At 30.2% G+C, this 19,404-nt stretch carries 17 protein-coding genes and 1 riboswitch; of the genes, 2 read left to right on the top strand and 15 right to left on the bottom strand.

Annotated features, from left to right (window positions below; genetic code table 11):
* Positions 1–146 precede the first annotated feature (146 nt).
* The 8 genes from KPL54_RS02035 to speD form a co-directional block, all read right to left on the bottom strand.
* Entirely contained in the window at positions 147–1,253 is a 1,107-nt protein-coding gene (locus KPL54_RS02035) for a BMP family ABC transporter substrate-binding protein (protein ID WP_216104142.1), read from the bottom strand.
* Positions 1,254–1,304: 51 nt separating this feature from the next.
* A complete protein-coding gene (locus KPL54_RS02030; protein ID WP_216104140.1) occupies positions 1,305–1,880 on the bottom strand; it encodes a xanthine phosphoribosyltransferase in 576 nt (191 codons plus the stop codon).
* Positions 1,881–2,022: 142 nt separating this feature from the next.
* Positions 2,023–2,124: riboswitch (purine riboswitch) on the bottom strand.
* Between the two features lie 275 nt (positions 2,125–2,399).
* Positions 2,400–4,832 carry a glycogen/starch/alpha-glucan phosphorylase gene (locus tag KPL54_RS02025; RefSeq protein ID WP_309245353.1) on the bottom strand — a complete coding sequence of 811 codons (2,433 nt, stop codon included), beginning with the start codon at positions 4,830–4,832 and terminating at the stop codon, positions 2,400–2,402.
* A gap of 84 nt (positions 4,833–4,916) precedes the next feature.
* Positions 4,917–6,350: a glycogen synthase GlgA gene (glgA, locus tag KPL54_RS02020; RefSeq protein WP_216104138.1), complete on the bottom strand. Its 1,434-nt coding sequence runs from the start codon at positions 6,348–6,350 to the stop codon at positions 4,917–4,919.
* 73 nt (positions 6,351–6,423) lie between these two features.
* A complete protein-coding gene (gene glgD / locus KPL54_RS02015) occupies positions 6,424–7,533 on the bottom strand; it encodes a glucose-1-phosphate adenylyltransferase subunit GlgD (RefSeq protein WP_216104136.1) in 1,110 nt (369 codons plus the stop codon).
* An 18-nt stretch (positions 7,534–7,551) separates the two neighbouring features.
* On the bottom strand, positions 7,552–8,706 hold the full coding sequence (locus KPL54_RS02010) for a glucose-1-phosphate adenylyltransferase (protein ID WP_216104134.1): 1,155 nt from the start codon (positions 8,704–8,706) through the stop codon (positions 7,552–7,554).
* Between the two features lie 288 nt (positions 8,707–8,994).
* The gene (locus KPL54_RS26815; RefSeq protein ID WP_375372970.1) at positions 8,995–9,117 is read right to left on the bottom strand and encodes a hypothetical protein; all 123 of its coding nucleotides are present in this window, start codon (positions 9,115–9,117) and stop codon (positions 8,995–8,997) included.
* A gap of 486 nt (positions 9,118–9,603) precedes the next feature.
* The gene (speD, locus tag KPL54_RS02005; RefSeq protein WP_216104132.1) at positions 9,604–10,422 is read right to left on the bottom strand and encodes an adenosylmethionine decarboxylase; all 819 of its coding nucleotides are present in this window, start codon (positions 10,420–10,422) and stop codon (positions 9,604–9,606) included.
* A gap of 271 nt (positions 10,423–10,693) precedes the next feature.
* Between speD and asd the strand changes: the two genes are divergently transcribed.
* Positions 10,694–11,776, top strand: a complete 1,083-nt coding sequence (gene asd / locus KPL54_RS02000; protein ID WP_216104130.1) for an aspartate-semialdehyde dehydrogenase — start codon at positions 10,694–10,696, stop codon at positions 11,774–11,776.
* A gap of 392 nt (positions 11,777–12,168) precedes the next feature.
* Complete coding sequence (locus tag KPL54_RS01995) at positions 12,169–13,254, top strand: GerAB/ArcD/ProY family transporter (protein ID WP_216104128.1); 1,086 nt, start codon at positions 12,169–12,171, stop codon at positions 13,252–13,254.
* A 37-nt stretch (positions 13,255–13,291) separates the two neighbouring features.
* Here the strand turns inward: KPL54_RS01995 and KPL54_RS01990 are convergent, their stop codons facing one another.
* The 7 genes from KPL54_RS01990 to hemL form a co-directional block, all read right to left on the bottom strand.
* Positions 13,292–14,083 (bottom strand): alpha/beta fold hydrolase, encoded by a 792-nt coding sequence (locus KPL54_RS01990; RefSeq protein ID WP_216104127.1) that lies wholly within the window; start codon positions 14,081–14,083, stop codon positions 13,292–13,294.
* A gap of 91 nt (positions 14,084–14,174) precedes the next feature.
* Entirely contained in the window at positions 14,175–14,627 is a 453-nt protein-coding gene (def, locus tag KPL54_RS01985; protein WP_216104125.1) for a peptide deformylase, read from the bottom strand.
* Entirely contained in the window at positions 14,608–14,865 is a 258-nt protein-coding gene (locus KPL54_RS01980; RefSeq protein WP_216104123.1) for a helix-turn-helix transcriptional regulator, read from the bottom strand. The genes def and KPL54_RS01980 overlap by 20 nt, the downstream gene beginning before the upstream one ends.
* A 239-nt stretch (positions 14,866–15,104) precedes the next feature.
* Positions 15,105–15,395 (bottom strand): hypothetical protein, encoded by a 291-nt coding sequence (locus KPL54_RS01975; RefSeq protein ID WP_216104121.1) that lies wholly within the window; start codon positions 15,393–15,395, stop codon positions 15,105–15,107.
* Between the two features lie 402 nt (positions 15,396–15,797).
* Positions 15,798–16,361: a precorrin-6Y C5,15-methyltransferase (decarboxylating) subunit CbiT gene (gene cbiT / locus KPL54_RS01970; protein ID WP_216104119.1), complete on the bottom strand. Its 564-nt coding sequence runs from the start codon at positions 16,359–16,361 to the stop codon at positions 15,798–15,800.
* A 103-nt stretch (positions 16,362–16,464) separates the two neighbouring features.
* Positions 16,465–17,826, bottom strand: a complete 1,362-nt coding sequence (locus KPL54_RS01965) for a hypothetical protein (protein WP_216104117.1) — start codon at positions 17,824–17,826, stop codon at positions 16,465–16,467.
* Between the two features lie 261 nt (positions 17,827–18,087).
* A complete protein-coding gene (gene hemL, locus KPL54_RS01960; RefSeq protein ID WP_216104116.1) occupies positions 18,088–19,362 on the bottom strand; it encodes a glutamate-1-semialdehyde 2,1-aminomutase in 1,275 nt (424 codons plus the stop codon).
* Positions 19,363–19,404: the final 42 nt, after the last annotated feature.

Below are 19,404 nucleotides of genomic sequence, written 5' to 3'. Positions count from 1 at the left end.
TACTGAAATTTTATTTCTGATACGATAGTTTACTTTCACTTATAAAAGTGGGAGACTTTCCTTCTGAACTGTCGTTAAATCTAATAAATATAGCAACCATAATATCATGTTTGCTATATTCCTTAATTTTTAAAAGCCAAATTTTTTTATTTTGCTATTTTTCCTTCTACACCTTTAACAAACCAATTAAATGATAATAGTTCCTTATCTGTCATAACTATACCTTTTGCAACTTTAACAGCTCCACTTTGATCTATTATTGGTCCTACAAATACTTTGTTTTTACCTGATAGAATATCAGCTTTTGCTTTAGCAACAGCTTCTGCTGCTCCATTAGGTGCATTTTTTGTAAGTGGTGCAAGAGCGACTACTCCAGATTCTAGACCTTTCCAATAACTCTCTGATTTCCAAGTCCCAGCTTTAATAGCTTTTATTTGATCAACATAATAAGGCGTCCAATTCCAAACTGGAGCTGTCATATATGCCTTAGGTGCTTTAGCAGTCATGTCTGTATTGTATCCAATAGCAGATATTCCTGCTTCTTCTGCTGCTTGAAGTGGACCTGCAGTATCTTGATGTTGAGTAATAACATCCACACCTTCTGCAATTAATGCTTTTCCTGCTTCTTTTTCTTTAGCTGGGTCATACCAAGTATTAGTCCATTTTACTTTTACTATAGCTTTAGGATTAACAGATTGTACTCCTAGAGTAAATGCATTAATTCCTCTTACTACTTCTGGTATTGAGTATGCAGCTACATATCCTATTTTATTAGTTTTGCTTTTCATACCCGCAACTATACCTGAAAGATATCTTGCTTGATATATACGGCCAAAATATGTAGACATATTTGTCGATGTTGTGTACCCAGATGCATGAAGATATTTAACATCAGGATGTTTTTTAGCTGATGCTGCCATTCCATCCATAAATCCAAAACTTGTTCCTATAATAACAGTTGCTCCTTTATTAATCATTTCCTCGCATACTTGCTCTACATCTGCTAAGTTTTCTTTTACTGATTCCTTATACAAAGTCTTTACACCTAATTGTTTTTCAAGCCCTTTTCTTCCCATATCATGAGAATAAGTATAACCTCCGTCACCTACAGGTCCTACATATATAAATCCTACTGTCATGTCCTTTTCTTTCGTAGCTTTTGTATCACTTTTTTTTGCACCGCCACATCCTACAAGTGCTAAAGATGTGAGTAATGTAAATGCTAGTAATAAACTTCCTAATTTTTTCTTCATTATTAATGCCCCCTATAAATTCCTATGTCAAATAATTATTATTTAAAACTTTTATTTATTAAAAACTACCTTGTTATCTTTTAAAGATTTTATTATTGCTAATGACTCTACTTTAACGCCCTCCTTTTCTATACATTTCCTGCCATTTTGGAATGCTTTTTCAATTACAATTCCCACTCCAACAATACTAGCCTCCGCTTGACGTGCGATTTTTATAAGACCAAGAGCCGCATTTCCATTTGCTAAAAAGTCATCAATTATTAGGATTTTGTCCCCTTTATTTATATATTTTTTACTAGTTCTAACTTTATAATTCTTATTTTTTGTAAAAGAAAACACCTCAGCCTCATATGCATTATTATCCATTGTTGTGGAATCATGTTTTTTTGCAAACACTACAGGTACGTTATTAAAGTATTGTGCCACAATACATGCTATTCCTATACCTGATGCTTCAACTGTTAATATTTTCGTTATTTCATTTTTTGCAAATCTTTCTTTAAACTCTTGTCCTATTTCATTTAAGAGTTTTATATCAATTTGATGATTTAAAAAACTATCAACCTTTAAAATCTCACTAGCTATTACTGTTCCTTCACTTAATATCTTATTCTTTAGTGCTTCCATACATTTTCTCCTTCGTTAATAAATTTTTGCGCGTATTATGTAATATAAAACAATAACCCCTTAGATAACGCGTTAATACGTTAACTAAGGGGTTTATAATAAAATCTTCAATAAAAATAATTTATACTAAAATTATTTTTACTTTATTTATCAAAACACCCATAGTCAAGTCTTTTAAGGTTACTTGGTAGAAACGCTTAGACCATATTTCTAAGCTTATATGAGTTTGCGAATATAATTTTTTTTGTCATTTCATTGTTCGTGTTTATACTTGTTATTACAATATTACAACATTTGTTTTATTAAATCAATATCTATTTTTTAAATTGATATGGTTCGACTTTTTTCTCTATAACTAAAGGGAAGTCATCTGAACTCTTAATTACAATTTGTCAACAACGATTATAAAAAAATGCTATACTAGATAATTGTCTAGTATAGCATTTCATTTAATCATCTCCTGGGTCGCTGCATCAGCTTCGAAGAAGATGCATAGACGACTTCTGAAATGTCGTTAAACTACAACTTAATATTAACAGGTGGCGTATCCCAAATTTCTTTTGCATATTTTTTTATAGTATTATCACTAGAGAATATACCAGATTTCGCGATGTTTACAATTGACATTTGTTGCCAAATAGCTTTTTGCCTAAATAATCTATCAATCTCACTGTGAGCATTAACATACGCATCAAAATCTTTTAGCACAAAATACTCATCATTATTAGTTAGCAAACTCTCATATAAACCAACAAATTCCGTTTTAGGTGTTTCTAAAAATCCATTTATCAATTGGTCTAATATGGTTTTTATTCTCAAATCATTATTATATATATCATAAGAGTTATAAGTTTTATTTTTATAATACTCTATTACTTCTTGTGATGTAAGACCAAATAATATAATATTTTCTTTTCCAACTGCATCAAATATTTCTACGTTTGCTCCGTCTAAAGTAGCTATTGTTATAGCACCATTCATCATAAATTTCATATTACCAGTTCCTGAGGCTTCCTTTGATGCAGTAGATATCTGTTCACTTACATCTGCGCAGGGAATGATTTTCTCGGCAAGTGACACTCCATAATTTTCAAGAAATAATATTTTTATTTTTCCGCGAACTATAGGATCATTATTTATTTTACTTGCCAAAGTGTTAATAAGCTTAATAGTCTGTTTTGCTATATAATAACTAGGTGACGCTTTTGCCCCAAATATAAAAGTTCTTGGAACCATATCAATATTGGGATTCGCGAGTATCTCATTATATAAATACATTATATGAAGTACATTCAAAGTTTGTCTTTTATATGAATGCATTCTTTTTACATGAACATCAAATATTGAACTCGGGTCTATTGAAGCTCCATACTTTGATAATACATGATTTGAAAAATTTATTTTATTATTTGTTTTTATAATTTGTGTTTTCTCTTGAAAAGCGGAATCCTTTGCATATTTAATTAATTTATCGAGATCATTCGGAGTTTTTATCCAACTATCCCCAATAGTTTCTGTTATAAGTTTTGCAAGTTCAACATTAGAATTGAGTAACCACCTTCTATGAGTTATCCCATTAGTTTGGTTATTAAACTTTTCTGGAAAAAATTCATAAAAATTGGAAAGCTCTTGGTGTTTTAATAATTCTGTATGAAGTTTTGCTACTCCATTAACAGAATGTCCCCCTACAATTGCAAGGTATGCCATTCGTACATATCCATCATAAATAATAGACATGTTGTTTACTTTGCTCCAATCACCATTATACCTGTGATAAACTTCATTACAAAACCGCCTATTTATTTCTTCTACAATCATATAAATTCGTGGAAGTAATTTTTTAAACATATCCACAGGCCATTTTTCTAATGCTTCTGCCATAATTGTATGATTAGTATAAGCTGTAGTTCTTGTTGTAACGTACCATGCATCATCCCAAGATAAGTTCTCTGTGTCCATTAGAATTCTCATTAGCTCGGCCACTGCTACTGCAGGATGAGTATCATTTATTTGCACTGCAACGTGTTTATGAAACTCAAGGAGCGATATTTTCTTCTTTTTATAATTTTTTATAATACTTTGAAGCCCAGCACTTACAAAAAAATACTCTTGCTTTAGTCTTAATAATTTCCCTTTTTCATAACTATCATCCGGATATAAAATTTGTGAAATAGCCTCTGCTGAATATTTATTTTCTCCAGCTTTTACATAATTGCCCTTACTAAATGATGAAAAATCAAAATCTTCCTCCATAGTTTCGGCGCTCCAGAGTCTTAAAGTATTTACAGTATTATTTTTATACCCTTTTATTGGAGTATCATAAGGTACTGCACGTACACATTCATAATTTTCATGAATAACTTTTGTTACCCCATTGTCATCCTCTAAATGCACATTTCCTCCAAATCTTACTTCAACAGCCTTATTTTCTTTTCTTATTTCCCATGCATTACCATTTTTTAACCAATTATCAGGAACTTCTACTTGATAACCATCTTCTATTTTTTGTTTAAACAATCCATATTTATACCTTATCCCACAACCATGACCCGGTACCTGTGTCGACGCCATAGAGTCTAAAAAACATGCTGCTAGTCTTCCAAGTCCACCATTACCAAGCCCAGCATCTGCTTCTATATCCTCTACCTCAATCAAATTAATCCCTAGTTCGCCAAGCGCCTGCTCACATATATCTTTGAGCCCTAGATTAACTAGATTGCTATTTAGCAATCTACCGACCAAAAATTCCATTGAAAAATAATATACTTGTTTTCCTTTGTTTTTTGCATACTCCTTATTACTTTCTATCCAAGGCTTTGCACAATAATCTTTTATGAGTGCACCTAACGCATAATATTGATGCAAAGGTGAAGCATCAACTGCTTCTTCTGCAAACATTGTTTGTAGTTTCTCTATATAGTCCATTTTAAACATCTTTTTATCAATTACCACAACATTCACCACCTAAAATTTTAGACTTCGCTTATGTGCATAACATATTAAAAAATAAGCATTATTTTTTTAAAATGCTAACCATTATTTTTTTAGATCGCTATATAATTTCATATAATTTTTCGCCGAATTTTCCCAACTATTATTTGAACTCATAGCATTCCGAACTAATTTGTTCCATGAATTTTTATCTTTATACAAATCGAGAGCCCTATTTATAGTCTCGAGTAATTCTTTGCCAGAGTAATTATTAAAAGAGAATCCATTACCCTTACCAGTATATTTATTATAAGGAATAATTGTGTCTTTAAGTCCCCCAGTTTCACGTGTGATTGGGATACTTCCATATTTAAGTGCTATAAGTTGCCCTATACCACAAGGTTCAAATAATGATGGCATCAAAAACATATCTGAAGCAGCATATATTTGTTGTGCTAGGACTTCATCAAAAATGATGTTTGTCGATATTCTACTTGGATAAATAGAAGCATAATACTGAAATATATCCTCATAATATTCATCACCATTACCAAGTAACACTATTTGAATAGGAAGGCTAAGGAGTTCTTGTAATTTCTCAACAATTAGATCTAAACCTTTTTGTTTCACAAGTCTTGTAACAATTCCTATCATTGGTATACCTTCAGTTACTGGAAAACCTAGTTTTGCCTGAAGCTTTAATTTATTTTTAACCTTTTGTTTTATATTTTTAATATCGTAATTATATAATATTTTTTTATCAACTTTAGGACTATAGATTTCATAATCTATACCATTTACTATTCCGTATAAGTTACTTGACCTTGAAGATAATAATCCATCTAGTCTTTCTCCATAAAAAGGAGTTTGAATTTCTTTTGCATATGTCTTGCTTACTGTAGTTACAGCATCTGCGAATACAATTCCACCTTTCATAAAAGAGACAGCGTCATAAAATTTCATTTCATCATCATTAAAGTACTTCCAATCCAAATTTAGTAGATCACTTAATACTTCTTTTGAAAATATTCCTTGATATTGCAAATTGTGTATAGTAAATACACTCTTTATTTTATTATATAGATCGTCCTCACTATACTTGTCTTTAAGGAGTATTGGTACAGGACCACATTGCCAATCATTACAATGAATTATATCTGGTTTAAAATCTCCCATGTATCTTATAGCTTCAAGCACTGCTTTGGAAAAATAAGCAAACCGCTCACCGTCATCATAATCTCCATAAATGTTAGGTCTTTTAAAATAGTACTCATTATCTACAAAATAATAAGGAACTCCATCGTACATTAAATGTTCTAATCCACAATACTTACTTCTCCAACCAACCTCTACATTAAAATAAGCTATGTTCTCCATACAACTTCTAAATGATAAAGGAATGTTACTATATTTAGGTATAATTACTCTTGCATCTATTCCGATTTTCCTTAAAGCCTTAGGTAACGCATATGCCACATCTCCAAGACCTCCAGTTTTTATAAAAGGATAAGCTTCCGATGCCACAAATAATACTTTCATATAAACCCCCCACTTTACACAAACAAATAACATATTATTGTAGTTATTTGTTTGTCTCTTAAATTTAATATTTTTACGTTCTAATTTTTTTCTCTATAACAACTGGGAACTCTTCATCACCCTCAAGTATTGTATTCTCACTTATAACAGTGTTTTTATCAATTATAACATTAGTGAGTTTACATCCTTTTTTAATTTCACAATTCTGAAATATTATGCAATTCTTAATCACAGCCCCTGCCTCAACAGTAACCCTTCTTGAAATTACACTCCTTTCTATTTCCCCTTTCAAAATACACCCATTTGAAATCAAACAATTATTAACTTCTGATCCATTAAAGTATTTAGTAGGAGCTTCATCTTTACTTTTTGTATATATTAGCCCATTATTAAAAAATAATTCCTTAGTTATTTTAGCATTTAACATATCCATACTGGTTTTGTAATAATTCTGAATTGAATTTACACACTGAAGATAACCCTTAAATTCATATGCATTTACGTTATATTTTGATACTTCATTGTATATAGCCGTCTTTATTGAATTATAACTTCCTGTCTGAATACACCTATTTACAATAGTTATAAGAGTCGTCTTTTTCATTATAAACATTTCCATTGATATATTTAATTTTTCCTCGGAACCTATGTTTTTGCCAATGCTCAAAACTTTGTTATCTTCATCAATATATAATGTACTACAATTCATATAATGTTTTTTCCCATTATTTGTTTTTTTATATATTAAAGTTATGTCACTACCGGATTGCTCATGATACTTAGCTGCCTCATTATAATTCATGTTACATATCATATATGAAGAAGATATTATTACATACTCTTGCTTCGTTCTATATATATATTCCATATTACTACTTAATACATCTATATCCCTTAATTGCAATCTTTCTGATGTAAGATTAAATACAAATAGTCCATTTAATTTTCTATCTAAATCCCAAGGTTTCCCTGAACCTAGGTGATCAACTAAAGACCTAGATTTTGTGTTTGTAAATATACCTATATTATGAATACCTGAATTAACCATATTTGAAAGTACAAAGTCAATGATTCTATATCTCCCACCTATTGGTATAGATGCTATAGGTCTTGATTTCGTAAGACTTTTAATATTATCTTCTTGTTCATTTAACATTAACATTCCTATATAGTTTTTAAGCATTTTAACACCTCCTTAATTTTATAATTTGCTTACTACTTTTAAATCAGCTTTAATTTCACGGCCCTTTTCTATAACAATAATATCTCGACCGTTCCCAATATATGAGTTACGTCTTATAATAACATCGCTTCCTATAATCGCTTTATCTATAACCACATTATTTCCTATTTTAGTATTAGGCATAATAACCGAATTAGATATCTTAGATCCTTTTCCAACATGTACTCCTTGGAAAAGAACACAATTGCTTACTTCACCGAGTACAGTGCATCCTTCATTAAGCAATGCATTATTTATAATTGCATCAGGCCCTATATATTGTGGTGGAAGCATCGGATTAACTGTATATATTTTCCATTTATCATCATGTATATCAAGCTTATTATCATCAGATAATAGGTCCATATTAGCTGACCAAAGACTTTCAATAGTACCAACATCTCTCCAATATCCTTTGAAATGATATGCAAACAACTTCTGTTCATTGTTTAACATTTTTGGTATTATATTTTTCCCAAAGTCATTACTAGATATCTCATCACGGTTATCATCTCTTAAAAGCTGTTTGAGTGCAGACCAATTAAAAATATAAACTCCCATAGATGCTAAATTACTTTTAGGCTCTTTTGGTTTTTCCTCAAATTCAAATATGCTACCATCTTCAAGTGTATTCATTATTCCAAATCTACTACACTCCTCCTTTGGAACTTCTATTACTGCAATAGTAACATCCGCACCTTTTTCTTTATGATACTCTAACATTTTTGAATAATCCATTTTATAAATATGGTCTCCTGATAAAATAAGGACATATTCTGGGTCAAAGCTATCAATATAATTTGTATTTTGGAATATCGCATCAGCTGTCCCTTTGTACCAATTACCACCATCTTCACTTTGGTAAGGTGGAAGAAGACTCACCCCTCCATTTCTTCTATCTAAATCCCAAGGAGCGCCTATTCCTATATGAGAGTTCAGTGCCAATGGTTGGTATTGAGTGAGAACCCCTACTGTGTCAATATCAGAATTAGAACAATTACTTAAAGAAAAATCTATAATTCTATATTTCCCTCCGAATGGTACTGCAGGTTTTGCCGTCATTTTCGTTAATTGCTTTAATCTTGATCCTTGACCTCCTGCGAGTATCATAGCTATCATCTCTTTTTTAACCATTCTAATCTTCCCCCTTTTATACTTAAGCTATCGTGCCCTAATATATACTTGCTTTTAATAAAACATCATGCTTTTCTTTTTTTATAAAAATTATAGAAAATGCTGGCAGCGTAATATTTATACAATACGGTTTATTGTTTAACTTATTATTACCACCAAACATAGTGTTATCACTATTAAATACTTCCACTCAATTTACTAAATCAGGAATATGCCCCTTAATATTTCAATGAATGCTCCATCACAGGGAGCAATTCTATATGAGTCTATCCCATGTATAGTACATAACTAAGAAGCTTGTCTGAAATTTCCATATGGATCAGCCTTAAAAAGTACTTTTCCATAGTCTGTTATTATTTTATATTTATACAAATCACCATCTTTGATCTCTTCGATAAAAATATTAAACAAACCTTATTTTTCTATATTTTCCATAGATTTTTACACCCATCCCAATTATTAAAATCTCACCCCCTCAAACCCTAAACAAATTATAATTTATACGAATGTGATTTGATTCCTATAACAGTAAACGAATCAATAAAGTATAAATATCCTAATGTGAAATTATTATCAAACAAAATTTGACTTTATTTCTTCTTATTACTTTAAAATACTTTTAATAACATATTTACAATATATTTAAATTATACCATATAAATCCGCGAGTGTGTGGTAAAAACTGGAATTAGTTTTTTAAATAATTAAAGAATTAATTATTTTATTTCACTAAATTTTGAAATCGTTTAGATAATAGAGTAGTTTTTATTATTTAAGCACATTTAAATACCTAACAAAATCAATTAATTGCCATTTACTTAAACATGCCTTTTATGTGTTTTCTATATATTTTTATATATTCTTCCTACATATCATTAATATAACATTAATATAACATTAATTATTAGAAATATCCATACCATAAAATATTTCTTTCATTTCTTTTTCAAGTTTTGCAACAATACTCGCTTTTTCTTCTTCATTTAGATCTTCTTGTTTAATCTCGAACAAATAATTATCGAGTTCAAAGTCATTTAATATCATTTTTGTATGAAATATATTTGATTGATATATATTCATATCCATTAAGGTATATCTATCAATTGTTTCTTTAGCAATATAATTTTGTATAGAATTAATTTCATGATCTATAAAATGTTTTTTACCATCCATATCGCGAGTAAACCCACGAACCTTATAGTCAATAGTAATAATATCTGAATCAAAACTATCTATTAAATAATTTAGAGCTTTTAATGGTGAAATTTCACCACAAGTGGCTACATCTATATCAACTCTAAAAGTACTTATATCATTTTGAGGATGACTTTCAGGATAAGTATGAACTGTTACATGACTTTTATCTAAATGCCCTACAATATTCTCCCTAATCGGAGTTAGAATCCCCCTATTACAAGAAGGGTCTACCACATATAACGGAATTTCTTCCTCTGAAATAAGTAATGTTACACTTGCTCCTTGTGGATCATAATCCTGCTTTGCAATGTTTAATACACTAGCACCTATCATTTGCGTAACATCAGTGAGAATTTTTGTTAACCTCTCGGCATTATATTGTTCATCAATATACTCTATGTATTTTTTTCGATCCTCAGTTGTTTTTGTATAACAAACATCATAAATATTAAAACTTAATGATTTTGTTAGGTTGTTAAATCCATATAGTTTTATTTTGTTTTTGTCATTTTTAGCCAACTTTATTCCCCATTTCTTTTAGACTTTTTATGAAAAATTATATGTCTTATTACTTCATTACAAAATCATATATTTGTCATCCATAACCATTCTATATAATAAATTGCTTGAAGTATATACTTTTTAACATTATAATCATTTATAATAGTAACATATAATATTTTTATGTTTATTATTACTATTCCCAATATAACATGAATATGAGTATATTCATGCGCAATATTTGTAATTTTACACATTTATACATCATTAGAATCGGAGGTATTAATACATGAAAAAATTAAAAGTCGGATTGTTAGGTGGAACTGGATTTGTTGGTCAACGTCTTGTTACACTACTTGAAAATCACCCTTATTTTGAAATAGCTGTTATTGCTGCTAGTGAGAACTCTGTGGGTAAAACTTATTTTGACGCAGTAAATAAAAGATGGAAATTGGATGTTCCAATGCCTGAAAACGTCAAGAATATAGTAATAAAAAACATAAACGAAGTAGATTTAATAAGCAGCGAGGTAGATTTCGTCTTTTGCGCGGTTAATATGCCAGCAAATGAAATAAGAGCAATTGAAGAAAGTTATGCCAAAGCTGAAACTCCTGTAATTTCAAATAACTCTGCACATCGAAGTACTCCAGATGTTCCAATGGTTATTCCAGAAATAAATGCAGACCATTTTAAATTAATCGATGTACAACGGAGGAGGCTTGGAACTAAGAGAGGTTTTATTGCTGTAAAACCAAACTGCTCAATCCAAAGTTATGTACCTGCTATAAGTGCTCTTCTAGAATATAAACCTACAAAAATATTAGTTTGCACATATCAAGCTATATCTGGATCTGGTAAAATTTTCTCGGACTGGCCAGAAATTATTGATAATGTTATCCCATATATAGGTGGAGAAGAAGAAAAGAGTGAACAGGAACCTCTAAAAATTTGGGGTCATATAGAAAATGATAAAGTAGTTAACGCAGACGCGCCTATAATTTCAACTCAATGCATACGTGTCCCTGTGGCTGATGGTCACTTAGCCGCTGTGTTTGTTTCCTTTGAAAAGAAACCATCAAAAGAAACTATTTTAGAAAAATGGGCAACTTACAAAGGAAAACCTCAAGATTTGAAGCTTCCAAACGCTCCTGAAAAGTTTTTAACATACTTCGAGGAAAATGATAGACCTCAAACAAGGCTCGATAGGAATATTGAAAAAGGTATGGGAATATCACTTGGTAGACTTCGTACAGACAAAATATTTGATTATAAATTTGTTTGTTTATCCCACAATACTCTACGTGGTGCAGCCGGTGGTGCAGTGTTATCTGCTGAGCTTCTAATGAATGAAGGATATCTAACTTCTAAATAAAAAATAAAAAAGTATATATTACGCGTATTGCAATACGATTAATGCATTATACGTAATATATACTTTTTTTGCGTATAAAAATCTTTTAGCCGATAGGCTGCACATATGGTACATATCCTTTGCATTTAATTTTTCAAAGAAGAATTTCTAAATGGGATTTCAATTGTTTCTGCACTTCTTATTTAAGGTTACTTCAAGAGGAAGTTCATTTTATTATGTATTGCTACATTTGAGGAATGAGCTCTTCGTTCCTTTGGAACGAAATACATTAGTTTTGTATACTTTACTTTATAAAAATATTAATATCTTCAATAGTATAAGGTTATATATAACTATATATGGGTAAAACTAATACATATGAATAATTAAAATAAATAAAGTCGGGGTAATAAATGAAAAACGAAGCTATTTCTGAAAGACAAGCAACTATATTAATAATACTTTTTTTACTTGGAAATTCTCTTTTGATAGGATCTGGAACTCAAGCAAAACAAGATGCCTGGATAGCAGTAATTATTGCTATTCCCTTTTCTATTATATTGGTACTTATGTTTTCTAGAATTTTATCTTTATATCCTGGAAAGGATTTATTTGATATACTTCCGCTGGTCATGGGGAATTATATTGGAAAACTATTAAGTATACTAATGATATGGTTTTTCTTTTATGATGCAGCCTTAATCTTTAAAATCATAGCAGAATTTACTAATACTTTAGTATTTGCTGATACACCTGTGGTAGTACCAATGATTTTTTTTGCTATGCTAGTTATATGGAGTTTAAAAGCAGGTATTGAAGTCTTAGGACGATGGTCAGAATTTTTTAGTTGGGTTATAATTTCAATAGTTCTAATTGTACCTTTATTATCAATTTCACAAATGGATATTAACAGATTAAAACCAATACTAAACAATGGTGTAACTCCATTGTTTAAAGGTGTTTTTTCAAGTTTTACTTATCCCTTTGGTCAAATCGTAGTTTTTACAACAATATTTTCAAATATATCTAAAGTAAAAAATTACAAAAAAAGCTTTATAGTAGGTATACTCATAAGTGGAGGACTTATAGCCTTAACAGTGTTAAGAAATATTTTAGTATTGAGCAGTGATACCATATCTAGAGAATACTTTCCTTCTAGCATGGCAGTAGGCATTATTAGCCTAGGTCTTCTTCAAAGACTTGAATTGACAGTAATTATAGTGTTTTTAGTGTGTGCCTTTATTAAAGTAAGTATAGCTACTTTTGCAGTTTGTAATGGAATTTCAAAGGTTCTCGGGTTTGATGATTACAAATTTATTGCAACACCTGTAGTTCTTCTAATGTTAAGCTTCTCTTTTTTTGTTACCCAAAGCACCATGGAATCTCATTTCTTGATTTCAAATATATGGCAATATTGTTCTTTTCCTTTTGAAGTTATAATACCTTTTGTTGTCTTTATTGTGGCGGAGATTAGGAGTAAAAGAACTAAGGTGATATAACCCAATGAGCATAAAAAGCTATAATTATTGTTTATGCTCATAATCCACAAATGAAATTATTTATTTCTTTGTTAACATCATCATAATTATCTGCATTAGAAAAATGTGATGCGCCTTTGATTATATGGAGCGGATAGCCCTCTTTTTTCGACCATGCTTCACAATACTGCTTCACTTTTCCTGTTTTATCATATTCACCCACTAAAATCAGAACAGGGAAATTATAATGTACTGATTCCTTTCTGTCAAAAACTTTGCCATATGCTATGCCCATTTGTTCAACAATATCTGCCTTACTCAAAGGCTCTAGCATTTTAAGCATCATATCATAGGCGTATTGTGTTTTTGAAACGGATTTTGCCATACTATTACGCAACATTTTATCAGTAAACCATTTTGCCATGGGTTCAACCTGTTTCAACCACCATCTGTCTAATGCAGAATAGTAGCTTTGACCTAATGGTGTAGTATCTAAAGCAATAAACGCAATTACTTTATTAGTATATTGTATTGCAAATTCTTGACTTGGGTATCCACCCATTGACATACCAACCAATATTACCTGCTGAATATTCTCGACATCAAGTATTGTTTTCAATTCTATAGCGGTGTTTTCATAAGAAAAATTAGTATAAGGACGAGATTCTCCATGCAAAGGGACATCCCATGTAATTACAGTATATTTATTTGAAAAATATTCGACCTGTTTTTCAAACATCATATGATTGGCAGTTAACCCATGTGTAAACACAATGCACCTTGCATTTCCACTTTTGTTTATCCAATAATGAGTTGTCCCACGCTCTGATTTTACACTTTTATGTTTCATAGTTAATCTACCTCACTTTCGCAAAATATAAATAACACTTAACTGTTCCTATCAATAGATTTGGATTCATAGCAAAAACTTCTTCAATTCATTACTTTATATATTCAGTAACTAAATCAGTAAAAAGAATGCCTTCTAAATGATCTATTTCATGGCAAAAACATTTTGCTAAATCTCCTGTACCAGTCAATATAATCTCATCACCATTTTCATTCAATGCTTTTACCGTAACCTTTGCAGGTCTTTTTAACTTTCCAAATGTATTTGGAATGCTTAAACATCCCTCTATAACTTCTTGAATACCTTCATGCTTAATTATCCTTGGATTAACTAGTTTTATAAGTCCTTGCCCCATATCTATTACAACTAATCGTTTTAATATGCCTACTTGTGGGCCTGCTAAGCCTCCACCATTTTCTGTATTATACATAGTTTCTGCCATATCATTTAGTATTTGTCTTATTTTATCATCTACCAATTCAACTATTCTGCTCTTTTTTCTTAATATTTCATCATCAAAAAATCTAATTTGTCTTAACGCCATTTAAACTACACCCCCTACTTTGTTGTGCTCTTGATTTTCTTACACTTTCTTTAAACAGAAAAATTTTCTCTATAGGACTATGGAATGTCTTACAAATATCATAAGCTAACCATATAGACGGCTCAAATTTTTCTGTTTCAATGGAGTTAATTGCTTGTCTTGATACACCTACAAGTTCTCCTAATTGTTCTTGAGTTAATCCAAGTGATTCACGAAATTCTTTTACTCTATTTTTCATTAATTTGCGCCTCCATAATGTTAACATTATATTGTAAAATATAACATTATTTTATTTCCATGTCAAGTTAACCTTACAAAGTATATAATAGGTAAACTTGTTATCTACAATGATATATGCATCTCTCTTTTATGCTTTAGATAACTTTATACAAATAAAAATAACATACTAATTAATTTTATAATTAGCATGTTATTTTTTATTGCTTCTCTTTTATATTTTACAACATTTATGGATTGTTATACTCCCCAAATGAGGGTTCCTACATACATAAGAATCATTGGCCAAAATAATAATATAACATTAATTGCTATTAAAAATACCCCTAATTTTGTTTTATGTTTAATTAATCCAATTATTGAAAGGATTCCACCAATAATTGCAAATATAGATGGTCCGAAATATAATAATAGTCCTTCTAAACGTTTAGAATGAGTCGGTATTAGTTGAATAAACTCATTTACTAATACCAAAAGGGATACTATCAAAATGCCTAATGAACATTTTGTAAATATACTTTCTTTTTTCACAGACCCATACCTCCTTAAACTATAAATAGTTTCACTTTTTCACAATTGAGTTTATTATTTTTTTATGTATTATCACTCTTAGGTTATTATTACGATACTACATAATAATATGACTTTCTCAGTCAGTGACTCAAAATAAGAAGAGCAGAAACAATTGAAATTCTATTTAAAATTCTTCTCTTGCAAATATAAAATTCTCGTGAGACTGCCAGGACGGCAGGCTAGCGAACCTGAGCCAGGAGGTTGAATGTGAGAACGTAACAATTAATAATTATTACGTGCCCCAGAGAACGACCCAGAGGATAGAGAATTTTCTATTTGCAAAAGATTAGAATTTCTTAATGTAATTTCATGTTTCAAACTCTTATTTGGAGTCACTCAAGAGAAAGTCATAGGAATACCCTATATTTTTTTTCCAGTTACCACAAATATAGGATTATTAGCCATCAACATATAACTCTTTCCTTTTGTCTTACTTACTTGAATTTGTACACATTCTACTTCATAATTTAACTCTTTTAAAGCTTCCATAGCCTTGTATACATTGTTTATAGTTATAAAGTTTAAAACAATATTTTTACCTTTTTTTAGTTTATCGCCATACTTTTCAATAATATCAGCTATATTTCCACCACTTCCACCTACAAATATAGCGTCAAATTTTCCTATTATATTTGCCTCTATCTCCATAGCATCGAAATTTATTATTTCTAAGTTACTTGTCTTAAATTTTTCTTTGTTTTGTTTTAAAACCTCTAACGCCTCATTATCTTTTTCTATAGCTATAACTTCACCATTTTTACATATCTGCGCTATCTGAATACTTACAGACCCTGTTCCAGCACCAATATCTATAACTCTATACTCATCTTCAAGTTCTAGCTTTACTACACTTAATATTCTTACCTCTTCCTTTGTCATTGGGCAATTGCCCCGTATAAATTCATCATCTTTAATAAACCTCATATTTTTGAACCTCCTGATTTATTCCGTTACAATATATATTTCATTATACAACAGAAGAGTATACTTCAGAAATTTTCTTTTAATTTATACGGGAATTAATTTTTTACTTTTCACTATGATTTATAAACGACGCTTCCCCAGCCTCTTTATCCGTAACTTGCTTTATTTCCCTAGATAATCTTCCACCGCAGTTTCTACAAAAATTATCAGTTATATTGTTCACTTCACCGCAGTTCCAGCAATACGTAATTTCTTTAACGTTATTTTCTTGATGTTGCTTTTTTCTTTGCTTGTTTTGAATTATCCTTTGTTTGTTAAACAACTCTACCAACCTATTTTTAAAATTAACGACACTTTCTGATTTAAAAAAATATTTCAATGCTATAAATGAAATAAATCCTGTAATTGCTGTATCAATTAATACAATAGGTAATTTATCAAAAGAAGAAGGTATCATTACTATCATTACTAATTTTGAGATTGTAACAAATGAAAAAGCTATAGCAATGGCATTATATTTTTTCTTTGCAAAACATAAGATGCCTATAACTAGTAATAATGAAATATTACCATCTATTAGCCCACTCGCCATAAATAAAGGATATATAATTACTATGAAGCATGCAAAGTATAAAATATATTCAACAAATGGCATTATATATTTTAGAGTTTTAATGGAATATAATGCTCCTTCCAGATCCTCCGCTACTTCATCCAAGGTTAGTCCACTTGCTTTTTCCATAACAATTAAATTTTCTATTTCAATTTTATTTTTTTCCTTTGCAAAAAAATTGCTACTTGATTTCATTGATGAGTCCTTTATTGATGAAACAATTAGCGTATTATTTTGTGAGTTATCTTCATTTGCATTACTAATTTTCTTATTTGTTGCAAATTGCACTAGCATTCCAAATATAGCAAATAAAACACCTATAATTATACTAGTCGCAAAGCTACTTATGCCTAATACTATAGCTAAGCTTATTCCCGCAATTAATCCACCTAATAAACTTGTGGAAACAATTATTACTGGTCTTACAAAAAAAACACTTAATACTCCTAAAACCAATGCCATAATAATTCCTAATGTAATTGACTGTGTAAGTACATCTCCTAATAAAAATCCCATAAATCCACAAAGTATAAAAATACCTAATTTATACAATTTAAATGTTATAAATACACCTAGCAAACCAGATAGTATAACAATTAACATTAGCATACCTGCATTGTCCGAACTAATATTACTAACTACTCCACCCATTATTCCAAATGTAAAAAAGCCACAAATAGCAACCCAAAACTTAAACAGTTTATACCCTAAAAAACATTGTAGGAATGTAAATAAAAAAGTTACGACTGCAATAATTCTCATACATTCGCTAGCAAAACCACTGATTCCAGTGGGATCTTCTACCATAGAATTAAGCTGTTGTAAAACAGACAAAAATCCAGATATTCGCATAAAACCACTCCTTTTATAATAATTTTGCATATGGTATATGAGATTATTTTTATACCACAATTTATTTTCTCTTAATAGAGTATTCAACTTAATAAGCATATATTTATAACTTTTGGGAAAATCAATAATTAAATCATCTCATGGGCGCTACAATATTAAATAACCTATGTTTATAAAAAAAGTGCTCAAGTGATTTAAAATTAATCACTTGAGCACTTTTTTAGAAAAAATGAAACAGTAAATAAGGTTATTCTTAACTTCTTATAATTCAAAACTCCTAAATGTTTCTAAGAATGATTCAATATCCTTATCCGTATGTTTAGTGCATAAGAATATTGCTTCAAATTGAGAAGGTGCAATATTTATCCCACTTTTTATCATATGCTCAAAATATTTTGCAAATAATTTTGCATCACAAGTTTTAGCATCTTCAAAATTTCTAACTTCACTCTTCTTTGTAAAGAAAGCTGTAATCATTGAACCACATCTGTTGACTACCATAGGTATACCTTTTTCTTTTGCAATTTCTAGTAATCCCTTTTGAAGTTTTTGTGATAGCTTTTCCATGTTTTCATAAACACTTGGATTGTTATAAAGCTTAGTTAAACTTGCATAACCTGCTGCCATTACAACTGGATTTCCAGACATTGTACCTGCTTGATAAACTGGTCCCATAGGTGATAACATCTCCATTATTTCTTTTTTACCACCATAAGCACCGCAAGGAAGTCCGCCTCCCATGATTTTTGCATAAGTAATTAAATCAGGATAGATTCCATATATACTTTGTGCACCTTTGTATGCTACTCTAAATCCACTCATTACTTCGTCAAAAATAAGTAGACTATTATATTTATCACATATTTTTCTAAGTTCTAATAAAAACTCTTTCTCTGCTGGAATAACTCCCATATTACCTGCTACTGGCTCAATAATTACGCAAGCGATATCATCACTATATTTCTCAAACAAAACTTTTACACTTTCTATATCATTGTAATTTGCTATTAATGTATTTACAATACTTTCTTTAGGGACCCCTGCGCAGCCTGGTATTCCTTCAGTAAGCACTCCTGAACCTGCTTCGACTAAAAATCCACCAGCATGTCCGTGATAACATCCTGCAAATTTAATCATTTTATTCTTTTTTGTATAACCTCTTGCAAGTTTTACTGCACTCATAGTAGCTTCTGTACCTGAATTAACCATTCGAATCATCTCTACGCTGTCTACAGTTGAGCAAATATGTTTTGCAAGTTTTAATTCTATCTCTGTAGATGCACCAAAAGCAATCGACTCTGCTGCAGTATTTTGTATAGCTTTTACTACATCATCATCACAATGCCCAAGTATCATAGGACCCCAAGCGCATACAAAATCTATGTATTTGTTACCATCTTCATCATAAATGTAAGCACCCTTACCTTTTTTAATAATCGGAGGAGTTACAGCTACATCTTTATATGCTCTTACTGGGCTATTAACACCACCAGGCATATACTTCTTTGATTCATTAAATATATCTAAATTTCTCATAGTAATTTCCTCTTTTCTAAATATTTTATTTTAATTCTCAAT

Source organism: Clostridium estertheticum (genome assembly GCF_018861295.1).
Lineage (GTDB): Bacteria > Bacillota > Clostridia > Clostridiales > Clostridiaceae > Clostridium_AD > Clostridium_AD estertheticum_D.
The sequence above is the reverse complement of the archived record's forward strand: the minus strand, read 5'-3'. Positions and strand labels throughout refer to the sequence as shown.

Bases quoted from the DNA above. Each gene is read 5' to 3' on its own strand.
- KPL54_RS01990 (WP_216104127.1), bottom strand. From the start codon at position 14,083: ATGAAACATAAAAGTGTAAAATCAGAGCGTGGGACAACTCATTATTGG.
- def (WP_216104125.1), bottom strand. From the start codon at position 14,627: ATGGCGTTAAGACAAATTAGATTTTTTGATGATGAAATATTAAGAAAA.
- KPL54_RS02010 (WP_216104134.1), bottom strand. From the start codon at position 8,706: ATGGTTAAAAAAGAGATGATAGCTATGATACTCGCAGGAGGTCAAGGA.
- cbiT (WP_216104119.1), bottom strand. From the start codon at position 16,361: ATGAGGTTTATTAAAGATGATGAATTTATACGGGGCAATTGCCCAATG.
- hemL (WP_216104116.1), bottom strand. From the start codon at position 19,362: ATGAGAAATTTAGATATATTTAATGAATCAAAGAAGTATATGCCTGGT.
- glgD (WP_216104136.1), bottom strand. From the start codon at position 7,533: ATGCTTAAAAACTATATAGGAATGTTAATGTTAAATGAACAAGAAGAT.
- KPL54_RS01980 (WP_216104123.1), bottom strand. From the start codon at position 14,865: ATGAAAAATAGAGTAAAAGAATTTCGTGAATCACTTGGATTAACTCAA.
- KPL54_RS01995 (WP_216104128.1), top strand. From the start codon at position 12,169: ATGAAAAACGAAGCTATTTCTGAAAGACAAGCAACTATATTAATAATA.
- KPL54_RS02035 (WP_216104142.1), bottom strand. From the start codon at position 1,253: ATGAAGAAAAAATTAGGAAGTTTATTACTAGCATTTACATTACTCACA.
- asd (WP_216104130.1), top strand. From the start codon at position 10,694: ATGAAAAAATTAAAAGTCGGATTGTTAGGTGGAACTGGATTTGTTGGT.
- KPL54_RS02030 (WP_216104140.1), bottom strand. From the start codon at position 1,880: ATGGAAGCACTAAAGAATAAGATATTAAGTGAAGGAACAGTAATAGCT.
- KPL54_RS01965 (WP_216104117.1), bottom strand. From the start codon at position 17,826: ATGCGAATATCTGGATTTTTGTCTGTTTTACAACAGCTTAATTCTATG.
- glgA (WP_216104138.1), bottom strand. From the start codon at position 6,350: ATGAAAGTATTATTTGTGGCATCGGAAGCTTATCCTTTTATAAAAACT.